Source organism: Pseudomonas paeninsulae (assembly GCF_035621475.1).
GTDB lineage: Bacteria > Pseudomonadota > Gammaproteobacteria > Pseudomonadales > Pseudomonadaceae > Aquipseudomonas > Aquipseudomonas paeninsulae.
This window is the reverse complement of record NZ_CP141799.1, coordinates 2,730,145-2,745,322: the sequence shown is the minus strand read 5'-3', so window position 1 is coordinate 2,745,322 and position 15,178 is coordinate 2,730,145. Positions and strand designations below refer to the sequence as shown.

The following is a 15,178-nucleotide window of genomic DNA, read 5'->3' as shown; positions in this document are numbered from 1 at the left end:
CGCTTGCGGCGCTCGATATTTTCACAACCACTCAGCGCCGCCATACGCTTATGCACTGTTCTTTTTGACTAACCAGGTTTTTGCCATGCCAGCCGCCGCCGAAGATTCGCCACTGGGTAAATCCAGCGAATACATCGCAACCTACACGCCATCGTTGCTGTTCCCGATTGCGCGCGCCGCCAAGTGGGCCGAACTGGGCCTGACGGCCGAGACGCTGCCTTACCAGGGTGTGGACTTCTGGAACTGCTTCGAATTGTCCTGGCTGTTACCTTCCGGTAAGCCGGTGGTGGCCATTGGTGAGTTCGCCATACCGGCGGACTCACCGAATATCATCGAGTCGAAATCCTTCAAGCTGTACCTCAATTCGCTGAATCAGACGGTTTTCAATGATCTGAGCGAATTGCTCGCGCTGCTGCAGCAGGATTTGTCAGCTGCGGCCGGCAAGCCAGTAGGTGTGCGCGTGCGCAGTTTGGCCGAGGTGACTGCCGAAGGTGTGGCGACGTTGCCAGGGCCGTGCATCGATGAGCTGGATGTGCTCATCAGCAACTATGCGCAGCCGCAGCCGGAGTTGCTGCGTTGCGAGCCGCAGCGGCTAGTCGAGGAAAGCCTGCACAGCCATCTATTGAAATCCAACTGCCCGGTCACTGGCCAGCCGGATTGGGGTAGCGTGGTGGTGCAGTACCGCGGTGCGGCGCTGGATCACGCCAGTTTGCTGGCCTATCTGGTGAGCTTTCGCCAGCATGCAGATTTCCACGAGCAGTGCGTGGAGCGCATTTTTCTCGACTTGCAACACCTGCTCCAACCCGAGTACCTGACGGTGTATGCCCGTTACGTACGTCGCGGCGGACTGGACATCAATCCCTATCGCAGTACGGCCGCAATAGCGCCGGACAACCGGCGGTTGGTGCGGCAGTAAGCGGGGAAGGGCGGCAAGCTGGGAGGCGTCAAATAAGAGTTTTTAACGCATCAGGGCAGCTTGCCACAGTCGCTTAGATCCCCATGTTGGCCAGGCTCTGCACGATGTTGCGCAAGGTGCCGGCCAGGGTCGGATGACTGGCTTCGAAGCGTTCCACGGCCAGGTTGACGCCATCGACCAGGGTCGCATCTGGTGCCGCCGCCGCTTGGCGGGCCAGTTGGAGCTCGATTTCCTGGGTCAGGACAAATAGCGACGCCCGTTCTTCTTCAGTCAGTGGCGGATCCTGAGCCAACTGATCGCGCAGCTCTTGCAACTGTTGCTGCAGGCGGTTTGCAGGCATAAAACTCTCCCTTTATTAATAGGCAAAACATTGGCCACGCGCCTTCGCGAAGGCCCTTGCATGCTTGCTAGGGTAATCCAAGCGGCGCTGCTTTGCTTGCCCGGGATCAAATCTTCAGCGGCTGTGCGAGAGCGATCGCCAGTTCAGTTCGCGGCATTTCGCTTCGATAGATAGTCCGCCACTGACGCCTGGGCGCGCTCTGCGGACAGAAACGAGTGTTTATACCGACCACTCAGGGTTTTTCGCCTTTGTGTCGACGTGAGCCGAGCTCAGTCAGGCAGGGGCCAAGTTCGCTCAATTGATCGATTACCGCATGCACGCCGAGGCGATACAGGGTCAAGGTCGCCTGGGTGCGCAGGCGGTCGCGCTCGGCTGCTGCGAGGGCTTGCCAGTCTGCGGGCGCCTGGCTACAGAGTGGTCCGCAGGCCGCCAGGCCGATGGTCCACAGCCCGGCATTGAGGCCGGCCTGGAGCAGGCGCGGTTCGCCGCTGATCAGCACGCAGCCATCGAGTTGCGCGACCTGCAAGTCCACCAGCGCCTGCCAGCAGGCGTCCGGCGCAGGCCAGGCGCGGCCGACTCGGCTCGGGGCGGCGGGAAGCCAGTCGGGCAGTGGGGTTGCCAGGGCGATGCTGGCATCGCGCGGCAGTTCATCGAGCCAGGCACAGGGCACATTCTGCAGATGCAGTTGTTGCAACTGCTCCAGGGCGCCCGGAGTGAGTTCGGCATGCTCGCCGGCTGCTTCGCTCAACGCCTGCTCGAAGGTCTGTCGCTCGCCGGCGTTGGGCGTGCGGCCAAGCCGTTGCTCCAGGGCCGTATGGGCAGCGTTGTACTGTTCGTCGCCATGTCGTGGATACAAACGCTGCATGGCCGTGGGTAATGTGCGTGCACCAAAGTCCACCAGACAACCGGATAAACCGAAGAGCACCGCACTGAAGGCGGGTGGGGCGGTTGGCATACGGGTCATCCTTGAATTGATAAAGTCCAGTCTGCAGGCTGTTTGTGACGATGAGATGAAACTGTTGTGACGGTCACCGCCAGCGGCGCCCGATTCCTATGGCGGGTATTTGCGACCTGATAAACGGCGGCCATGACGATTATCCATGTCTCGCCTAACAAGGCTGTGAGCACTCTCGAGTAAGTGTTTTTCCTGCGCTTTGCGGGCTCCCTGCTGCCTATTTGGTTGCGTCAGGCTTTATACTGCCGACCTCAATGGCTGCCTTGGGCCGCCCTACAACTTTTTCTCAAGGAGAGACCCCTAATGCCTGTATTCGGTGCGAATTGGATCGATCGTCTGGGCCGATTGTTTGCCTGTGCCAGCCTGGTGCTGCTGCCATTGGTGGCTCAGGCCGCCGAAGAGGATCCTTGGGAAGGCGTCAATCGGGTGATCTTCCGCTTCAACGACACCCTCGATACCTATGCGCTGAAGCCTTTGGCGCAGGGCTATCAGGCTGTAACCCCGCAGTTCCTCGAGGACGGCGTGCATAACGTCTTCGGCAATATCGGTGACGTCGGCAACCTGGCCAACAACGTGCTGCAAGGCAAGCTGCACGATGCCGGTGTGGACACCAGTCGGGTGATCTTCAACACTACTTTTGGCGTGCTGGGCTTTTTCGATGTGGCCAAGAAAATGGGCCTGCAACGCAGCGACGAAGACTTCGGTCAGACGTTCGGCGCCTGGGGACTGGGCAGTGGACCCTATGTAGTGCTGCCGCTACTCGGCCCGAGTACGGTGCGTGATACTTTCAGCAAAGCGCCGGACAGCCTGCTCCAGCCATACCGCTATATGGGCCATGTGCCGACCCGTAACCTCACGCGCGGCGTGGATGTCATCGATACCCGCGCCAGTCTGCTGTCGGCTGAGCGGCTGATCAGTGGCGACAAGTACATCTTCATCCGCAACGCCTACCTGCAGAACCGTGAGTTCAAGGTGCGCGACGGTGATGTCGAGGACGACTTCTAACATTCTTGCTTTCACGCTCATGTAAAAAAGGCGGCCAACTCGGGCCGCCTTTTTTGCGTCTTGAGTCCTGCGGATTTCAACTCATCGACAGAATCGCCAGACCCAGGGTCTGGCGGCCATTGTCCAGGTCGCTGACGCGGACCACCTCGGCCTCGGCAATCAGCCCTTTGAGTTGGTTATGGTCGGAGGCGATATGCACCTTGATCTTGTCGCCCATCTTCAGCGCGCACTCGACTTCGAGCTGCATGCCGGTACTCGACAAGTCGAGGCACAGTGCGGGAATTTCCTTTCCGGCATGTTGCAGGGTGACTGGTGCTTCCAGTCGCATACGGATGTAATCGCGTTTTTCACTGTAATCGTGATTACTTTGGCTCATGGACGCTATCCTCTTTAGTTGTAGGGTTCTCCTGTGGTCCTTATAACCTTCGCCGATTTGAGGTGTAAAGTCGCGTAGTGATGGCCGGTGCGTGCTTGAATCGAGGTGCGTATGGGAGTACCGTCAGCGCCTTGAGATGAACCGAGTATGCGCGCGCAGGCTGACGGCCTGGTGCTTACGCCTAGCCTTGCCCCGGCGCAGTTTGCCTGGATACCCAATGCACAAAACCAGTGCCACGCTGCTGATTATCGATGACGACGAAGTGGTGCGTGCGAGTCTCGCGGCCTACTTGGAAGACAGCGGATTCACCGTTCTGCAAGCCTGCAATGGCCTGGAAGGCTTCGACCTCTTCCAGCGTGAACAGCCGGATGTAGTGATTTGCGATCTGCGTATGCCGCAGGTCGATGGTCTCGAGCTGATTCGCCGGATCAACCAACTGCAGGTAGAAGCCCCGGTTATCGTGGTGTCGGGCGCCGGTGTGATGAGTGACGCGGTCGAAGCCTTGCGCCTGGGTGCCGCCGATTACCTGATCAAACCCCTAGAAGATCTCGCGGTGCTCGAGCATTCGGTGCGCCGTGTGTTGGATCGTGCGCATCTGCGTCTGGAGAACCAACGCTATCGGGAACAACTGGAAGCAGCCAACCGCGAGCTGCAAGCCAGCCTGCATCTGTTGCAGGAAGACCAGAACGCCGGTCGGCAGGTACAGATGAACATGCTGCCGGTCACGCCCTGGCAAGCCGATGGCCTGCAGTTCGCCCACCAGATCATTCCGTCGCTCTACCTGTCCGGGGATTTCGTCGACTACTTCCGCGTCGATGAGCGCCGCATCGCCTTTTACCTAGCGGATGTGTCCGGGCATGGCGCTTCCTCGGCATTCGTCACTGTGCTGCTGAAGTTCATGACCACTCGTTTGCTCTATGAGTTGCGGCGCAATGGTAGCTTCCCCGAGTTCAAGCCTTCGGAAGTCCTCGGTCATATCAATCGCGGCTTGATCAATTGCAAACTGGGCAAGCATGTGACCATGCTCGGTGGGGTCATCGATGAGCAGTTGGGTCAGCTGACTTACAGCATCGGTGGTCATCTGCCGCTGCCTGTGCTGTACAGCGAAGGCGAGGCGCATTACCTGACGGGTCGTGGTTTACCGGTTGGCTTGTTCGATGAAGCGGAGTACACGGATCATGTGCTGAAGTTGCCCGAGTCGTTCAGTTTGACGCTGCTGTCCGACGGTATTCTCGACCTGCTGCCAGGCGATACCTTGCAGGAAAAAGAGCTCGCGCTACCGCAGTTAGTCAGCTCGGCAGGCGGAACCCTGGATGGGTTGCGTCAAGTACTGGGCCTGGCCAATCTGGCGGATATGCCGGATGATATTGCCTTGCTGGTGTTAAGCAGGAACCTTGCATGAATCCTGGGATGAGCCCCGGTAGAATCCAGTTCGCCGAACAAGACGGTACCTTCGTACTGAAGTTTGTCGGTGAAGTGCGCCTGACCCTGTGTTCGGCGCTGGATTCCACCATTGAAAAAATTTTTACTGCGCTGAATTTCTCTGCCATCGTCATCGACCTGACCGAGACGCGCAGCATCGACAGCACCACCTTGGGCCTGCTGGCTAAGTTGTCGATTCTCTCGCGGCAGAAGATTGGTCTGCTGCCAACCGTAGTGACCACCCACCCCGACATCACCCGATTGTTGCAGTCGATGGGCTTCGATCAGGTGTTCAACATCGTCGATACGCCGATTCCCTGTCCAGGGTGTCTGGACGATCTGCCATCGCAGGATCAATCGGAAGAAGTGGTACGGGCCAAGGTGCTGGAAGCTCACCGCATTTTGATGGACCTGAACGACTCCAATCGCGAAGCCTTCCATGACCTGGTCAGTGCGCTAGAGCATTACTGATAGATTACTGTGTTTCACACGTGCGGGGCGTTCGATGAAAATCGGCGCCCCGCATTGCATTCAGGTGATGTCGGCGAGCAGCTTTTCCAGCTTTTCCTGATCGCGAGCGAATTGACGAATGCCTTCGGCAAGTTTCTCCGTGGCCATCGGATCCTCGTTCATCGCCCAGCGGAACTGGCTTTGCTCGAGGTTTTGCCGTGCTTCGGCGGGCTGGCCGCTGCTCAGCTTGCGCTCGAGCGGGGACCGGTCATCGGCCAGTTGCTGCAACAGATCCGGGCTGATGGTCAGGCGGTCGCAACCGGCCAACTGCTCGATCTGGCCAATATTGCGGAAGCTGGCGCCCATCACTACGGTCGCGTAGCCATTGGCCTTGTAGTAGTTGTAGATGCGCGTCACCGACTGCACACCCGGATCCTCTGCGCCAACGAAATCACGCCCTTCGGCCTTCTTGTACCAGTCATAGATCCTGCCCACGAACGGTGAGATCAGGAACGCCCCGGCATCGGCGCAGGCCTGGGCCTGGGCGAAGGAGAACAGCAGCGTGAGGTTGCACTGGACACCGACTTTTTCCAGTTGCTCGGCGGCGCGGATGCCTTCCCAGGTCGCGGCTATCTTGATCAGTACCCGCTCGCGGCCAATGCCAGCCTGGTCATACAGCTCGATCAGGCGTTCGGCGCGGCGCAAGGTGGCCTGAGTATCGAAGGACAGGCGCGCATCGACTTCGGTGGAAATACGCCCCGGGATGATCTTGAGAATTTCCTGACCGACCGTCACGCCGAAGCGGTCGCAGGCCAGGCCCAGGTCACCCTGGCAGGCGCTGACTGCATTTTTCAGCAATTGAGCGTAGCCCGGCATGGCGGCGGCTTTAAGCAGCAGTGACGGATTGGTGGTGGCGTCGACCGGTTGCATGCGGGCGATGGCATCGAGGTCGCCGGTATCGGCGACCACAGTGGTGAACTGTTTGAGTTGATCCAGCTTAGAAGTCATGGCACGGCCTTGTCGTTACTGATGCCGTGACCTTACCCGAGTCAGCGCCCTTGCAGCAATTGCGCCGCCTGGTCGAATAGCGCCAGGGGCTCGGCAGTCTTGTGAATATCCACTGACAAGAGCTGGCGGAAGCGCCGGGCGCCGTTGAAGCCCTGGGCCAGGCCAAGCATGTGGCGGGTGATGTGGTGCATGCTGCCGCCATCGGCCAGGTGCTCGGCGATATAGCCACGCATCGATTGCATCGCTTCGAAGCGACTGAGTACCGCTGCCGTCGAGCCGAAAAGCTGTTGATCGACCTGGGCCAGCAGGTAGGGATTGTGGTACGCCTCGCGGCCGAGCATCACGCCATCGAAGCTCTGCAGGTGCGTCTGGCATTCCTCCAGGGTCTTGATGCCGCCGTTGAGGATGATCTGCAGATCCGGGAAGTCGCGTTTGACCAGCGCCGCCAGGTCATAGCGCAGCGGCGGAATTTCGCGGTTTTCCTTGGGTGACAGCCCGGAAAGAATGGCAATACGCGCATGCACGGTGAAGCTCTGGCAGCCGGCATCGCGCACCTGACCGATGAAATCGCACAGCTCTGCGTAGCTGTCGCGGCCGTCGATGCCGATACGGTGCTTGACCGTCACTGGAATGCTCACCGCATCGCGCATGGCCTTGACGCACTCGGCGACCAGCGCCGGGTGGGCCATCAGGCAGGCGCCGATCATATTGTTCTGCACCCGGTCGCTGGGGCAGCCCACATTCAGGTTGACCTCGGCGTAGCCCGACGCTTCAGCCAACTTGGCGCAGGCCGCCAGCTCGGCCGGCACGCTGCCGCCTAACTGCAGGGCCAGCGGGTATTCCGCTGCGCTGTGACGCAGAAAGCGCGCGCTATCGCCATGCAGCAGGGCGCCGGTAGTGACCATCTCGGTATAGAGCAGTGCCTGCCGCGACAGTTGACGCAGGAAATAACGGCAGTGCCTGTCCGTCCAATCCATCATGGGCGCAACGGAGAAGCGGCGGGACACTGTAGGCAGCGTAGTTACTGGGCTTAAGGCTTCTAGCATGGGGCTCTCTGGTGTGCGCGTTTGCAACGTATTCCGGGGCTTGCAGGGCATTTTAAAAACTTGGTTGGTACGCTGTACCACCCCAAAGCCCGCTTCTACCACCCCGTTTGAGGGTGTATCAGCATGGCAACGATCAGACCGCGAAAGAAGGCTGACGGCTCGGTTAGTTACACGGCGCCGCTTCGAATCAAAAAAGATGGGGTGCAAGTTTACACTGAGAGGCAAACCTTCGCGCAGCCAGAAGGCTGCGGAGGCCTGGGCCAAGCGTCGTGAGAACGAGCTGAGTGAGCCAGGTGCAATCGAGCGAGCGCAAAAGGATGGGTTACTGCTTAAAGACCTGATCGACCAATACCTGCAGGAAGTAGCCCATGCCACCCCCTGGGTAAAACCAATGAGGCCACCCTTGAAGCCATTTCACGCTGCTAGCTGGGCGAGTTAGGTGCACATGAACTCACCAGCTAGGTGCTGGTCGACTACACCCTGCGGCGCATGAGTGCGGAGGGCGGCAACGGACAGCCGTAATGATCTAGCGCACTTCGGGGCCATGCTGGGCGTGGCCAGGCCGCCTGGGGGTATGACGTGTGGTGCCACCTGCCAGATTACCTCGCGCCTCTCATTATCGAAGCGTTCTAACCTGCGTCAGCGAAGACTGCGCTCTCCTCGCATGCAGCAGCTTGTCGACCCGAGTCACGTCGAATCGAGTGACGCTCAAGTACGCTCAGCGTGGTCGTGTGACGGCGCTTCAAAATCCAATAAGCCGGACGAAGACACTGCCAATTGCGCCAGCTTGCGGCGCAGCGTGTCGGTAAATTCAAGGGTCAGTCGCGATTTGGTGCGTTGGGCCGGATAGAGGATGTTGTAGACGAAACTGATCCTCGGTTCGAATCGTTTCACCACCAGCCCTTGCGGCGCGAAGTGCAAGGCCGTCAGCGGGTCGACCAGGGTGACGCCGCTACCGGCCAGCACGAATGAACAGGCTACATAGCACAGCTGCGTATCGACGATCAGCTGGCGGCTGACGCCCGCCCGCTCGAAGACCTCGTCGACCTTATAGCGCACGCTCTGCTCGGTGCCGAGGGAGATAAACGACTCGCCCTTGAGATCCTCGGGCGTGATCACCGGCTTATTTGCCAGCGGATGGCCGGCAGGCAAGACACAGACCATGCGGCTGTCGGCCAACGGCTGGACATCGATGGCCGGGTCGGAGACGTTGGTGGCGACAATGCCAACATCGTAGTGCTGAGTGGCAATCCAGTCGGCGACCTGCTGCGAGCTTCTGACCTGCAAGGTCACGGAGACGCCGCGATGATCGCTGATGAAGTCCTGTACCACATTTGGCAGGAAACCGATGGACACCGCAGGCATGGTTGCGATCCGCAGCGTGCCGCGGTGATAGCCGCGCAACTCATCCGCGGTTCTGGCCAGTTTCTCGATGCCGACAAAGGATTTTTCTACCTCCTCGAACAAGATCAAGGCCTCGGGCGTCGGCGTCAGACGTTTCTTGTGACGCTCGAACAGCCTGAGTTGAACGGCATCCTCGAAGTCCGCCAGCAGTCGGCTCACTGCAGGTTGCGACACGCAGAGAATCTCCGCAGCGCCGGTAATGGTGCCGGCAATCATCACCGCACGGAAGGCCTCGGCCTGCCGATGACTTAGTTTCGCCACATGCCCTCCAGCTGGCCCTAGGCCGCAAAAATACAATGGGTGCAGAGCAAGGTCATAACATTTGGTTATCTAATGCTAACAATAAACGATTTGATGTTATCAAGTGCGCCGAGCAAAATCTGCCCCATAAACGTCAAACAAGAGAGAAAAAATGGAGACGTTCTTCAGGTATACGCTGGCTTTGTTGATCAGCATCGTGGCGGGCTTTCAGTTCGTTCAAGTGATCACTCGCTATGTCTTCGAGACCCCGGTAATGGGCCTGGAAGAGGTGTCGATCATCCCCATCATGTGGCTGTACATCCTCGGCAGCGTCAATGCGTCGCGGGAAGACACGCAGATCCGCGCCAACGTATTGGAAATTTTCCTCAGCACCGAAAAAGCCCAGCGCCTGCTGATGGTGGTCTCGGAGTCGCTCAGCATCATTATTTCGGTCTGGCTTACCTGGTGGGCATGGGACTACTTCAAGTACGCCCTAAAGGTGTGGAAGGAAACCCCGACCCTCTATCTGCCCACCTTCATCTATGAGTGCTCGCTGTTCCTCGGCCTGTCGGTGATGACGCTCTACGTCTGCTGGCACCTCTACAAAAACCTCTGCGTGCTGTTCAAGGGCGGCGCCGCGCTGAGCGCGCCCCTCGACCATGACTTTCCGGAAACGACTGAAGTCGCCGAATTCCAAGTGCTTACAGAAAAACAACAAGGAAAATCCCATGATTGAAGTCGCGCTGATGGGCTTTGCGCTGCTGATAGTCTTGCTGAGCATCGGCGTGCCGCTGCCGTACTGCTTCGGGGCCGGGCTAATGGTCATGGTGCTCGTCGGCGATGCCACCATGAAGGGCACCATGCTCTGGGGCTTCAGCCAATTGACCAACCCCATATTGCTGGCCATTCCGTTATTCGTGTTCGCCGGCACCATCATGAGTGTCAGCGGCATTGCCGCCAGCCTGCTGAAATTCGTCAACATCTTCGTTGGCCGCATTCGTGGTGGCCTGGGCGTGGTCGCCACTGTCAGCTGCGCGATTATCGGCGCGATATCCGGCAGCGGTCTCACCGGTATTGCCGCGATCGGCCCGTTGCTGATCCCGGAGATGGAGCGCAAAGGATATCCACGTGCCTATGCCACCGCCCTGATTGCCAACTCGTCGGTCCTCGGCCTGCTGATTCCGCCCAGCGTCACCATGATCGTCTACGGCTGGGTCACCGAGACCTCGATCCTCGCCAGCTTTCTGGCCACGCTGGGTCCAGGCCTGCTGATTATGTTCAATATTGCTGCGGTCAACCTGGTGATGTCGCGCAAGTTCCCATTGGTGCTGGATGAGACGCTGTCCATGCCCGAACTGTTGAAAGAGGGCATGTCACGCACGGTGAATGCCCTGCCGGCGCTGATCATGCCGGTCATCATCCTCGGCGGTATCTACGGCGGCATCATGACCCCAACCGAAGCGGCGGCCGTGGCGGTGATCTACGCCTTGCCGGTCGGCTTCATGATCTACAAGGGGCTGACCTGGCGCACCTTCCTGGAGTCGGGCAAAGAATCGGCCACCGCCGTGGGCTCGATCATGATCATGATCCTGTTCAGCCTGATGCTCAGCCAGATCTACGTAATGGAAGACATTCCCCAGGCGCTGGTGGCGGCGATTTTCGAGATCACCTCGGACAAGACTACGTTGCTGATTCTGGTGACCTTGTTCCTGTTCGTTATCGGCATGGTGGTTAACGACATCACCGCGATCATTCTGACCGCGCCCTTACTCTTGCCATTGATGTCCGCACTGGGTGTCAGCCCCATCCAATTCGCCGCAATTGTAGGTGTGAACACGGCGATGGGAGGGGTCACGCCCCCGTATGCCAGCATCCTTTATTTGGGCGCGCGCATTGGCAAGGTCAAATTCACCGAAGTCGTCAAACCGGCCATGTTGATTTTAGTGTTCGGCTACTTACCGGCAGTGGTTCTGGTGGCCGCATGGCCCGACCTCTCCGAATACATCCCGAATCTGTTCGGCTACTGATTCAACCCCCACTCTTGCCTCCAACAACAACAAGGAAACGTGCAATGAATCTGTCATTTTCCAAGCAAGCCGCCCTGGGGCTGGCCCTCGCACTCTCGACTGCCGGCTTGGCGCAAGCCGAGACCCTCAAGCTGTCCCACGTCCGCCCACAAGGCACGGCCATCGACAATGACGTTAAGTGGTTCGCCGAGCATGTGCAGAGCGCGACCGACGACAAGCTCAAGGTCAAGATCTATGCCGCCAACGCCCTGGGCGACTACACCGTGGTGCAGGAGCGCGTCGGCCTGGGCGCCATCGACATGGCCGTGCAACCGCCGGCCTCCGGCGCCGATAAACGTTTCCAGATCATCTACATGCCCTACATGGTGAAAAACTGGCAAGAGGCGCAGCGGGTGTTTGGCCCAGGCACGCCCCTGCGTAGCACCGTCGCCGGGTTGTACCAGGAGCAAGGCATCAAGGTATTGGCGGCCTGGCCAGTGTATTTCGGTGGCATCGCGCTGAATAAAGAAGTGCAGGGCGCTGGCAACCCCGATGTCGCCAAAGGCATCAAACTACGGGTACCGCCGATCAAGACCTTCCAACTGCTGGCCGATCAGATTGGCTACATCGCCTCGCCGCTGCCGTTCTCCGAAGCCTTTACCGCTGTGCAGACCGGTGTGGTCGACGGGGTCATGGGGTCAGGCGCCGAGGGTTACTACTCCTCCTTCCGCGACGTCACCAAGTTCTATGTGCCGTCCAACACTCACTTCGAGGTGTGGTACCTGCTGCTCAATCAGGAGCGCTACGACGAGCTGGAGCCTGAGCAACAAGCGGCGCTGGACACGGTTGCGCTGGAGTTCGAGAACCGTCGCTGGAAAACCGCCCAGGCTGACCAGGCCGCCAATGAGCAGCTGCTGGCCAAGGCTGGCGCCACTATCGTCGCAGTTTCCGACGCCGATATAGAAGCCACCGCGCAGAAAGTCCGTGCCAATGTCTGGCCGGAAATCATCGACGACATCGGTAAGGAGTGGGCCGAGCAGGTGCTCAAGTCCGCCTTCAAAGACTGACCCCGGACGAGTAGGGCGCCCCGGAGCGTTCGCCTCCAGGGCGGCCTTGCCGCTTTCGAATAGCAGGCGCTAAGCCTGTGTCCCGATCATTTTTAAAAGGAGTAGGCCATGTCGGTTCGCTTACGGGCAGGCTGTCGCCAGACGGATGTCACCGTGATCGGCGGCGGGCTGGTCGGCCTGGCCATTGCGTTAGGCCTTATGCGCAATGGCCTGAAGGTCACCGTCCTGGATGAGGGCGACATTGCCCTGCGCGCCTCGCGGGGTAACTTCGGCCTGGTCTGGGTGCAGGGCAAGGGTGATACCTGCCCCGAGTACGCCCAGTTATCGCGCCTGTCGGCGCGCTTGTGGGGCGACTTTGCTCAGCAGCTGCAATCGAGCACCGGCATCGATGTCCAACTCGCCCAACGAGGCGGCCTGTTTGTCTGCCTGGAGGACGCCGAACTGGAACAGCGTCAACGGCTGCTCACCAACATGCGCGAGCAGGCCGGAGGCGATTACCCGTTCGAAGTCCTCGACCATGCACAACTCAAAGCCCTGGTGCCCGAGATCGGTTCGCGAGTGGCCGGCGCCACCCTGGGCCTCGAAGATGGTCACCTGAATCCGTTGCTGCTGTTACGGGCCTTGGTCGAGGCCTTTGTCGCCCAGGGTGGTCAGTTGATCAGCAATGCCTCCATCGGCGAGATCCGCCAGCGGGACGGCGGCTTCGGCGTGGTTGCCGGCCATGACACCTGGATCTCTGCAAAGCTGGTACTGGCTGCCGGCCTCGGCAATAAGACACTGGCCCCCCAGCTGGGACTGTCGGCACCGGTTCAACCCAATCGCGGCCAGGTGTTGATTACCGAGCGCGTGCAGCCGTTTCTCCACTACCCCACCGGCCATGTGCGCCAGACCGGGGACGGCACCTTGCAGTTGGGCGACTCCAAAGAGGACGTGGGCTTCGACAGCGGCACCACCACCGAGGTGATGGCGCAGATCGCACAACGGGCGATCCGCATGTTTCCGCTGCTGGAGCACGTGCGCATGGTCCGCGCCTGGGGTGCATTGCGAGTGATGACCCCGGATGGCTACCCGATTTATGAAGAGTCCAGCGTATGCCCTGGGGCATTTCTAGTGACCTGCCACAGTGGCGTCACCCTGGGGGCCGCCCATTCGGGGCCGATTGCCGACTGGATTGCAGGGAAACCACAAGCCTTTTCTTTGGAGGTGTTTCGTGCCGCACGATTCGATGTTTAAACGCCTGGCGAGCGAAGACCGAGGGACAGTACTGGTGGAAATCGACGGCGCTGCATTCCATGCCCGAACGGGCGAGACCGTGGCCGCCGCCGTGCTAGCCGCAGGCATGATTCCGTCACGTAGCACTCCGCTGTCCGGCAGTCCGCGCGCGCCCTACTGCATGATGGGGGCCTGCTTCGAATGCCTGGTTGAGATCGATGGCGTGCCTAACGTGCAGGGCTGCATGACCCTGGTGGCGCAAGGCATGAAGATCCTCCCGCAGCTTGGCGCCAGGGCTGTCCCTACAGCTGAGCAGGAGTCGTACTCGTGAGCGAGCGGATCTATGACCTGATAGTGGTCGGCGCCGGTCCCGCCGGTATGGCCGCCGCGACTACGGCGTGCCAGCATGGCCTGGATGTCGCCTTGCTGGACGAGCAAGCCGCCCCGGGTGGGCAAATCTACCGTAGCGTGAGCAACCCGGCACCGGCGGATAGGCAAATACTGGGGCCCGACTACTACTACGGGCGCACGCTGGTAGATGCGCTGGAGCATTCGCGGGTCGATTACTTCCATTCGGCCACGGTGTGGGATATCAGCCCAGAGCGCGTACTCAGTGTGTCCGTTGGTGGGCAGAGTCGCACCCTGCGCGCAGCCAAAATACTGCTAGCGACCGGCGCGCAGGAGCGGCCAGTGCCTTTCCCTGGCTGGACCCTACCTGGGGTGATGACCTGCGGCGCGGCGCAGATCCTGTTGAAGAGTAGCGGTCTGACCCCTTCGGGCCCGCTGGTGCTGGCCGGCAGTGGCCCGCTGCTACTGCTGATTGCCTGGCAGCTACATAAGGCCGGTGTGCCGATCAGTGCGGTGCTGGATACCACTCCGCCAGGCAACTACTGCAAGGCACTGCGCCATGGGCTCGGCGCGCTGCGCGGTTGGCGCATGCTGCTCAAGGGGCTGGGCTATCTGGTCTCATTGCGCAAAGCCGGCATCAAGATGCTCGGCGGGGTGACGCAACTGCGCGCCGATGCTGCCAGCAACGGTTGTCTGGCACAGCTGCATTTTCAGCACAAAGGCCATGACCGCGTGATCGACTGCCAGACACTCCTGGTGCATCAGGGCGTCGTGCCTAATGTGCAGTTGACCCGCGCCCTGGATGCCCGGCATTTATGGCACGAGCAACAGCAGTGCTGGCATCCGCAGACCGATGCCTGGGGCGAAACGTCGATCGACGGTTTCTTCGTCGCTGGCGACTCCGCAGGGATAGGTGGTGCGCTAGCCGCGGAGCACTTCGGCCGTCTGACGGCCTGGCAAGTAGCCTGCCAGCAGGGCCGCATCGACAGCACTGCACGGGACCGGCTGGCACGGCCGGCGCATCAGGCCCTGGACCGGCTGATGGTTATCCGGCCGTTTCTGGATGTGCTCTACCAACCGGCTGCCGAGTTCCTGCTGCCGGTCGATGAAACCATCGTCTGTCGTTGCGAGGAGGTCAGCGCCGGTGATATCCGCCGCTTCGTAGGACTTGGCTGTAGCGGTCCGAATCAAGCCAAAGCCTTTAGTCGCGCTGGTATGGGCCCCTGCCAGGGCCGCATGTGCGGTCTCACCGTGGCGCAAATCATCGCCGCCGAGCGCAATGTCGCCATCGACCAGGTGGGTTATTACACCATCCGCGCGCCGATCAAGCCGCTTTCCCTGGGTGAACTGGCTTCGCTGGTGAGCCGCGGGGAAAAGCACTAG

Annotated in this window: 16 protein-coding genes; 10 read left to right on the top strand and 6 right to left on the bottom strand. The window is 60.1% G+C overall.

Features of this window, described 5'->3' with window-relative positions:
• Window positions 1–85: 85 nt before the first annotated feature.
• Window positions 86–916 carry an NADPH-dependent 7-cyano-7-deazaguanine reductase QueF gene (gene queF / locus VCJ09_RS12680; RefSeq protein ID WP_324730556.1) on the top strand — a complete coding sequence of 277 codons (831 nt, stop codon included), beginning with the start codon at window positions 86–88 and terminating at the stop codon, window positions 914–916.
• 73 nt (window positions 917–989) lie between these two features.
• Here the strand turns inward: queF and VCJ09_RS12675 are convergent, their stop codons facing one another.
• Complete coding sequence (locus VCJ09_RS12675) at window positions 990–1,256, bottom strand: DUF4404 family protein (protein WP_324730555.1); 267 nt, start codon at window positions 1,254–1,256, stop codon at window positions 990–992.
• 232 nt (window positions 1,257–1,488) lie between these two features.
• Entirely contained in the window at window positions 1,489–2,211 is a 723-nt protein-coding gene (locus tag VCJ09_RS12670) for an HAD family phosphatase (RefSeq protein WP_324730554.1), read from the bottom strand.
• Window positions 2,212–2,514: 303 nt separating this feature from the next.
• Between VCJ09_RS12670 and VCJ09_RS12665 the strand changes: the two genes are divergently transcribed.
• Window positions 2,515–3,216, top strand: coding sequence for an MlaA family lipoprotein (locus tag VCJ09_RS12665; protein WP_324730553.1), 702 nt, complete (start codon window positions 2,515–2,517; stop codon window positions 3,214–3,216).
• A gap of 76 nt (window positions 3,217–3,292) precedes the next feature.
• On the opposite strand, the gene VCJ09_RS12660 is transcribed toward VCJ09_RS12665, so the two are convergent.
• Window positions 3,293–3,592: a PilZ domain-containing protein gene (locus tag VCJ09_RS12660; RefSeq protein WP_079202103.1), complete on the bottom strand. Its 300-nt coding sequence runs from the start codon at window positions 3,590–3,592 to the stop codon at window positions 3,293–3,295.
• A 217-nt stretch (window positions 3,593–3,809) separates the two neighbouring features.
• Between VCJ09_RS12660 and rssB the strand changes: the two genes are divergently transcribed.
• Window positions 3,810–4,994: a two-component system response regulator RssB gene (gene rssB, locus VCJ09_RS12655; protein WP_324730552.1), complete on the top strand. Its 1,185-nt coding sequence runs from the start codon at window positions 3,810–3,812 to the stop codon at window positions 4,992–4,994.
• Window positions 4,995–5,002: 8 nt separating this feature from the next.
• Window positions 5,003–5,485, top strand: coding sequence for an anti-sigma factor antagonist RssC (gene rssC / locus VCJ09_RS12650; RefSeq protein WP_324734657.1), 483 nt, complete (start codon window positions 5,003–5,005; stop codon window positions 5,483–5,485).
• Between the two features lie 60 nt (window positions 5,486–5,545).
• Here rssC and tal read toward each other — a convergent pair whose 3' ends face one another.
• The 3 genes from tal to VCJ09_RS12635 form a co-directional block, all read right to left on the bottom strand.
• On the bottom strand, window positions 5,546–6,472 hold the full coding sequence (tal, locus tag VCJ09_RS12645) for a transaldolase (protein ID WP_324730551.1): 927 nt from the start codon (window positions 6,470–6,472) through the stop codon (window positions 5,546–5,548).
• Between the two features lie 41 nt (window positions 6,473–6,513).
• Complete coding sequence (gene dusA, locus VCJ09_RS12640; protein WP_324730550.1) at window positions 6,514–7,518, bottom strand: tRNA dihydrouridine(20/20a) synthase DusA; 1,005 nt, start codon at window positions 7,516–7,518, stop codon at window positions 6,514–6,516.
• A 708-nt stretch (window positions 7,519–8,226) separates the two neighbouring features.
• Complete coding sequence (locus VCJ09_RS12635; RefSeq protein ID WP_324730549.1) at window positions 8,227–9,183, bottom strand: LysR family transcriptional regulator; 957 nt, start codon at window positions 9,181–9,183, stop codon at window positions 8,227–8,229.
• A 151-nt stretch (window positions 9,184–9,334) separates the two neighbouring features.
• Between VCJ09_RS12635 and VCJ09_RS12630 the strand changes: the two genes are divergently transcribed.
• From VCJ09_RS12630 to VCJ09_RS12605, 6 genes are all read left to right on the top strand, one after another.
• A complete protein-coding gene (locus VCJ09_RS12630; RefSeq protein WP_324730548.1) occupies window positions 9,335–9,898 on the top strand; it encodes a TRAP transporter small permease in 564 nt (187 codons plus the stop codon).
• The gene (locus VCJ09_RS12625) at window positions 9,891–11,189 is read left to right on the top strand and encodes a TRAP transporter large permease (protein WP_079202097.1); all 1,299 of its coding nucleotides are present in this window, start codon (window positions 9,891–9,893) and stop codon (window positions 11,187–11,189) included. The genes VCJ09_RS12630 and VCJ09_RS12625 overlap by 8 nt, the downstream gene beginning before the upstream one ends.
• 44 nt (window positions 11,190–11,233) lie before the next feature.
• Window positions 11,234–12,235, top strand: a complete 1,002-nt coding sequence (gene dctP / locus VCJ09_RS12620) for a TRAP transporter substrate-binding protein DctP (RefSeq protein WP_324730547.1) — start codon at window positions 11,234–11,236, stop codon at window positions 12,233–12,235.
• Between the two features lie 108 nt (window positions 12,236–12,343).
• On the top strand, window positions 12,344–13,468 hold the full coding sequence (locus VCJ09_RS12615) for an NAD(P)/FAD-dependent oxidoreductase (RefSeq protein WP_324730546.1): 1,125 nt from the start codon (window positions 12,344–12,346) through the stop codon (window positions 13,466–13,468).
• Window positions 13,446–13,778, top strand: coding sequence for a (2Fe-2S)-binding protein (locus tag VCJ09_RS12610; RefSeq protein WP_324730545.1), 333 nt, complete (start codon window positions 13,446–13,448; stop codon window positions 13,776–13,778). The genes VCJ09_RS12615 and VCJ09_RS12610 overlap by 23 nt, the downstream gene beginning before the upstream one ends.
• Window positions 13,775–15,178, top strand: coding sequence for an FAD/NAD(P)-dependent oxidoreductase (locus VCJ09_RS12605; RefSeq protein ID WP_324730544.1), 1,404 nt, complete (start codon window positions 13,775–13,777; stop codon window positions 15,176–15,178). Before VCJ09_RS12610 ends, VCJ09_RS12605 begins: the two co-directional genes overlap by 4 nt.

What these genes read in the sequence shown, in the direction of transcription:
- queF (WP_324730556.1), top strand. Translation starts at nt 86, where the DNA reads ATGCCAGCCGCCGCCGAAGATTCGCCACTGGGTAAATCCAGCGAATAC.
- VCJ09_RS12675 (WP_324730555.1), bottom strand. Translation starts at nt 1,256, where the DNA reads ATGCCTGCAAACCGCCTGCAGCAACAGTTGCAAGAGCTGCGCGATCAG.
- VCJ09_RS12670 (WP_324730554.1), bottom strand. Translation starts at nt 2,211, where the DNA reads ATGCCAACCGCCCCACCCGCCTTCAGTGCGGTGCTCTTCGGTTTATCC.
- VCJ09_RS12665 (WP_324730553.1), top strand. Translation starts at nt 2,515, where the DNA reads ATGCCTGTATTCGGTGCGAATTGGATCGATCGTCTGGGCCGATTGTTT.
- VCJ09_RS12660 (WP_079202103.1), bottom strand. Translation starts at nt 3,592, where the DNA reads ATGAGCCAAAGTAATCACGATTACAGTGAAAAACGCGATTACATCCGT.
- rssB (WP_324730552.1), top strand. Translation starts at nt 3,810, where the DNA reads ATGCACAAAACCAGTGCCACGCTGCTGATTATCGATGACGACGAAGTG.
- rssC (WP_324734657.1), top strand. Translation starts at nt 5,003, where the DNA reads ATGAGCCCCGGTAGAATCCAGTTCGCCGAACAAGACGGTACCTTCGTA.
- tal (WP_324730551.1), bottom strand. Translation starts at nt 6,472, where the DNA reads ATGACTTCTAAGCTGGATCAACTCAAACAGTTCACCACTGTGGTCGCC.
- dusA (WP_324730550.1), bottom strand. Translation starts at nt 7,518, where the DNA reads ATGCTAGAAGCCTTAAGCCCAGTAACTACGCTGCCTACAGTGTCCCGC.
- VCJ09_RS12630 (WP_324730548.1), top strand. Translation starts at nt 9,335, where the DNA reads ATGGAGACGTTCTTCAGGTATACGCTGGCTTTGTTGATCAGCATCGTG.
- VCJ09_RS12625 (WP_079202097.1), top strand. Translation starts at nt 9,891, where the DNA reads ATGATTGAAGTCGCGCTGATGGGCTTTGCGCTGCTGATAGTCTTGCTG.
- dctP (WP_324730547.1), top strand. Translation starts at nt 11,234, where the DNA reads ATGAATCTGTCATTTTCCAAGCAAGCCGCCCTGGGGCTGGCCCTCGCA.
- VCJ09_RS12615 (WP_324730546.1), top strand. Translation starts at nt 12,344, where the DNA reads ATGTCGGTTCGCTTACGGGCAGGCTGTCGCCAGACGGATGTCACCGTG.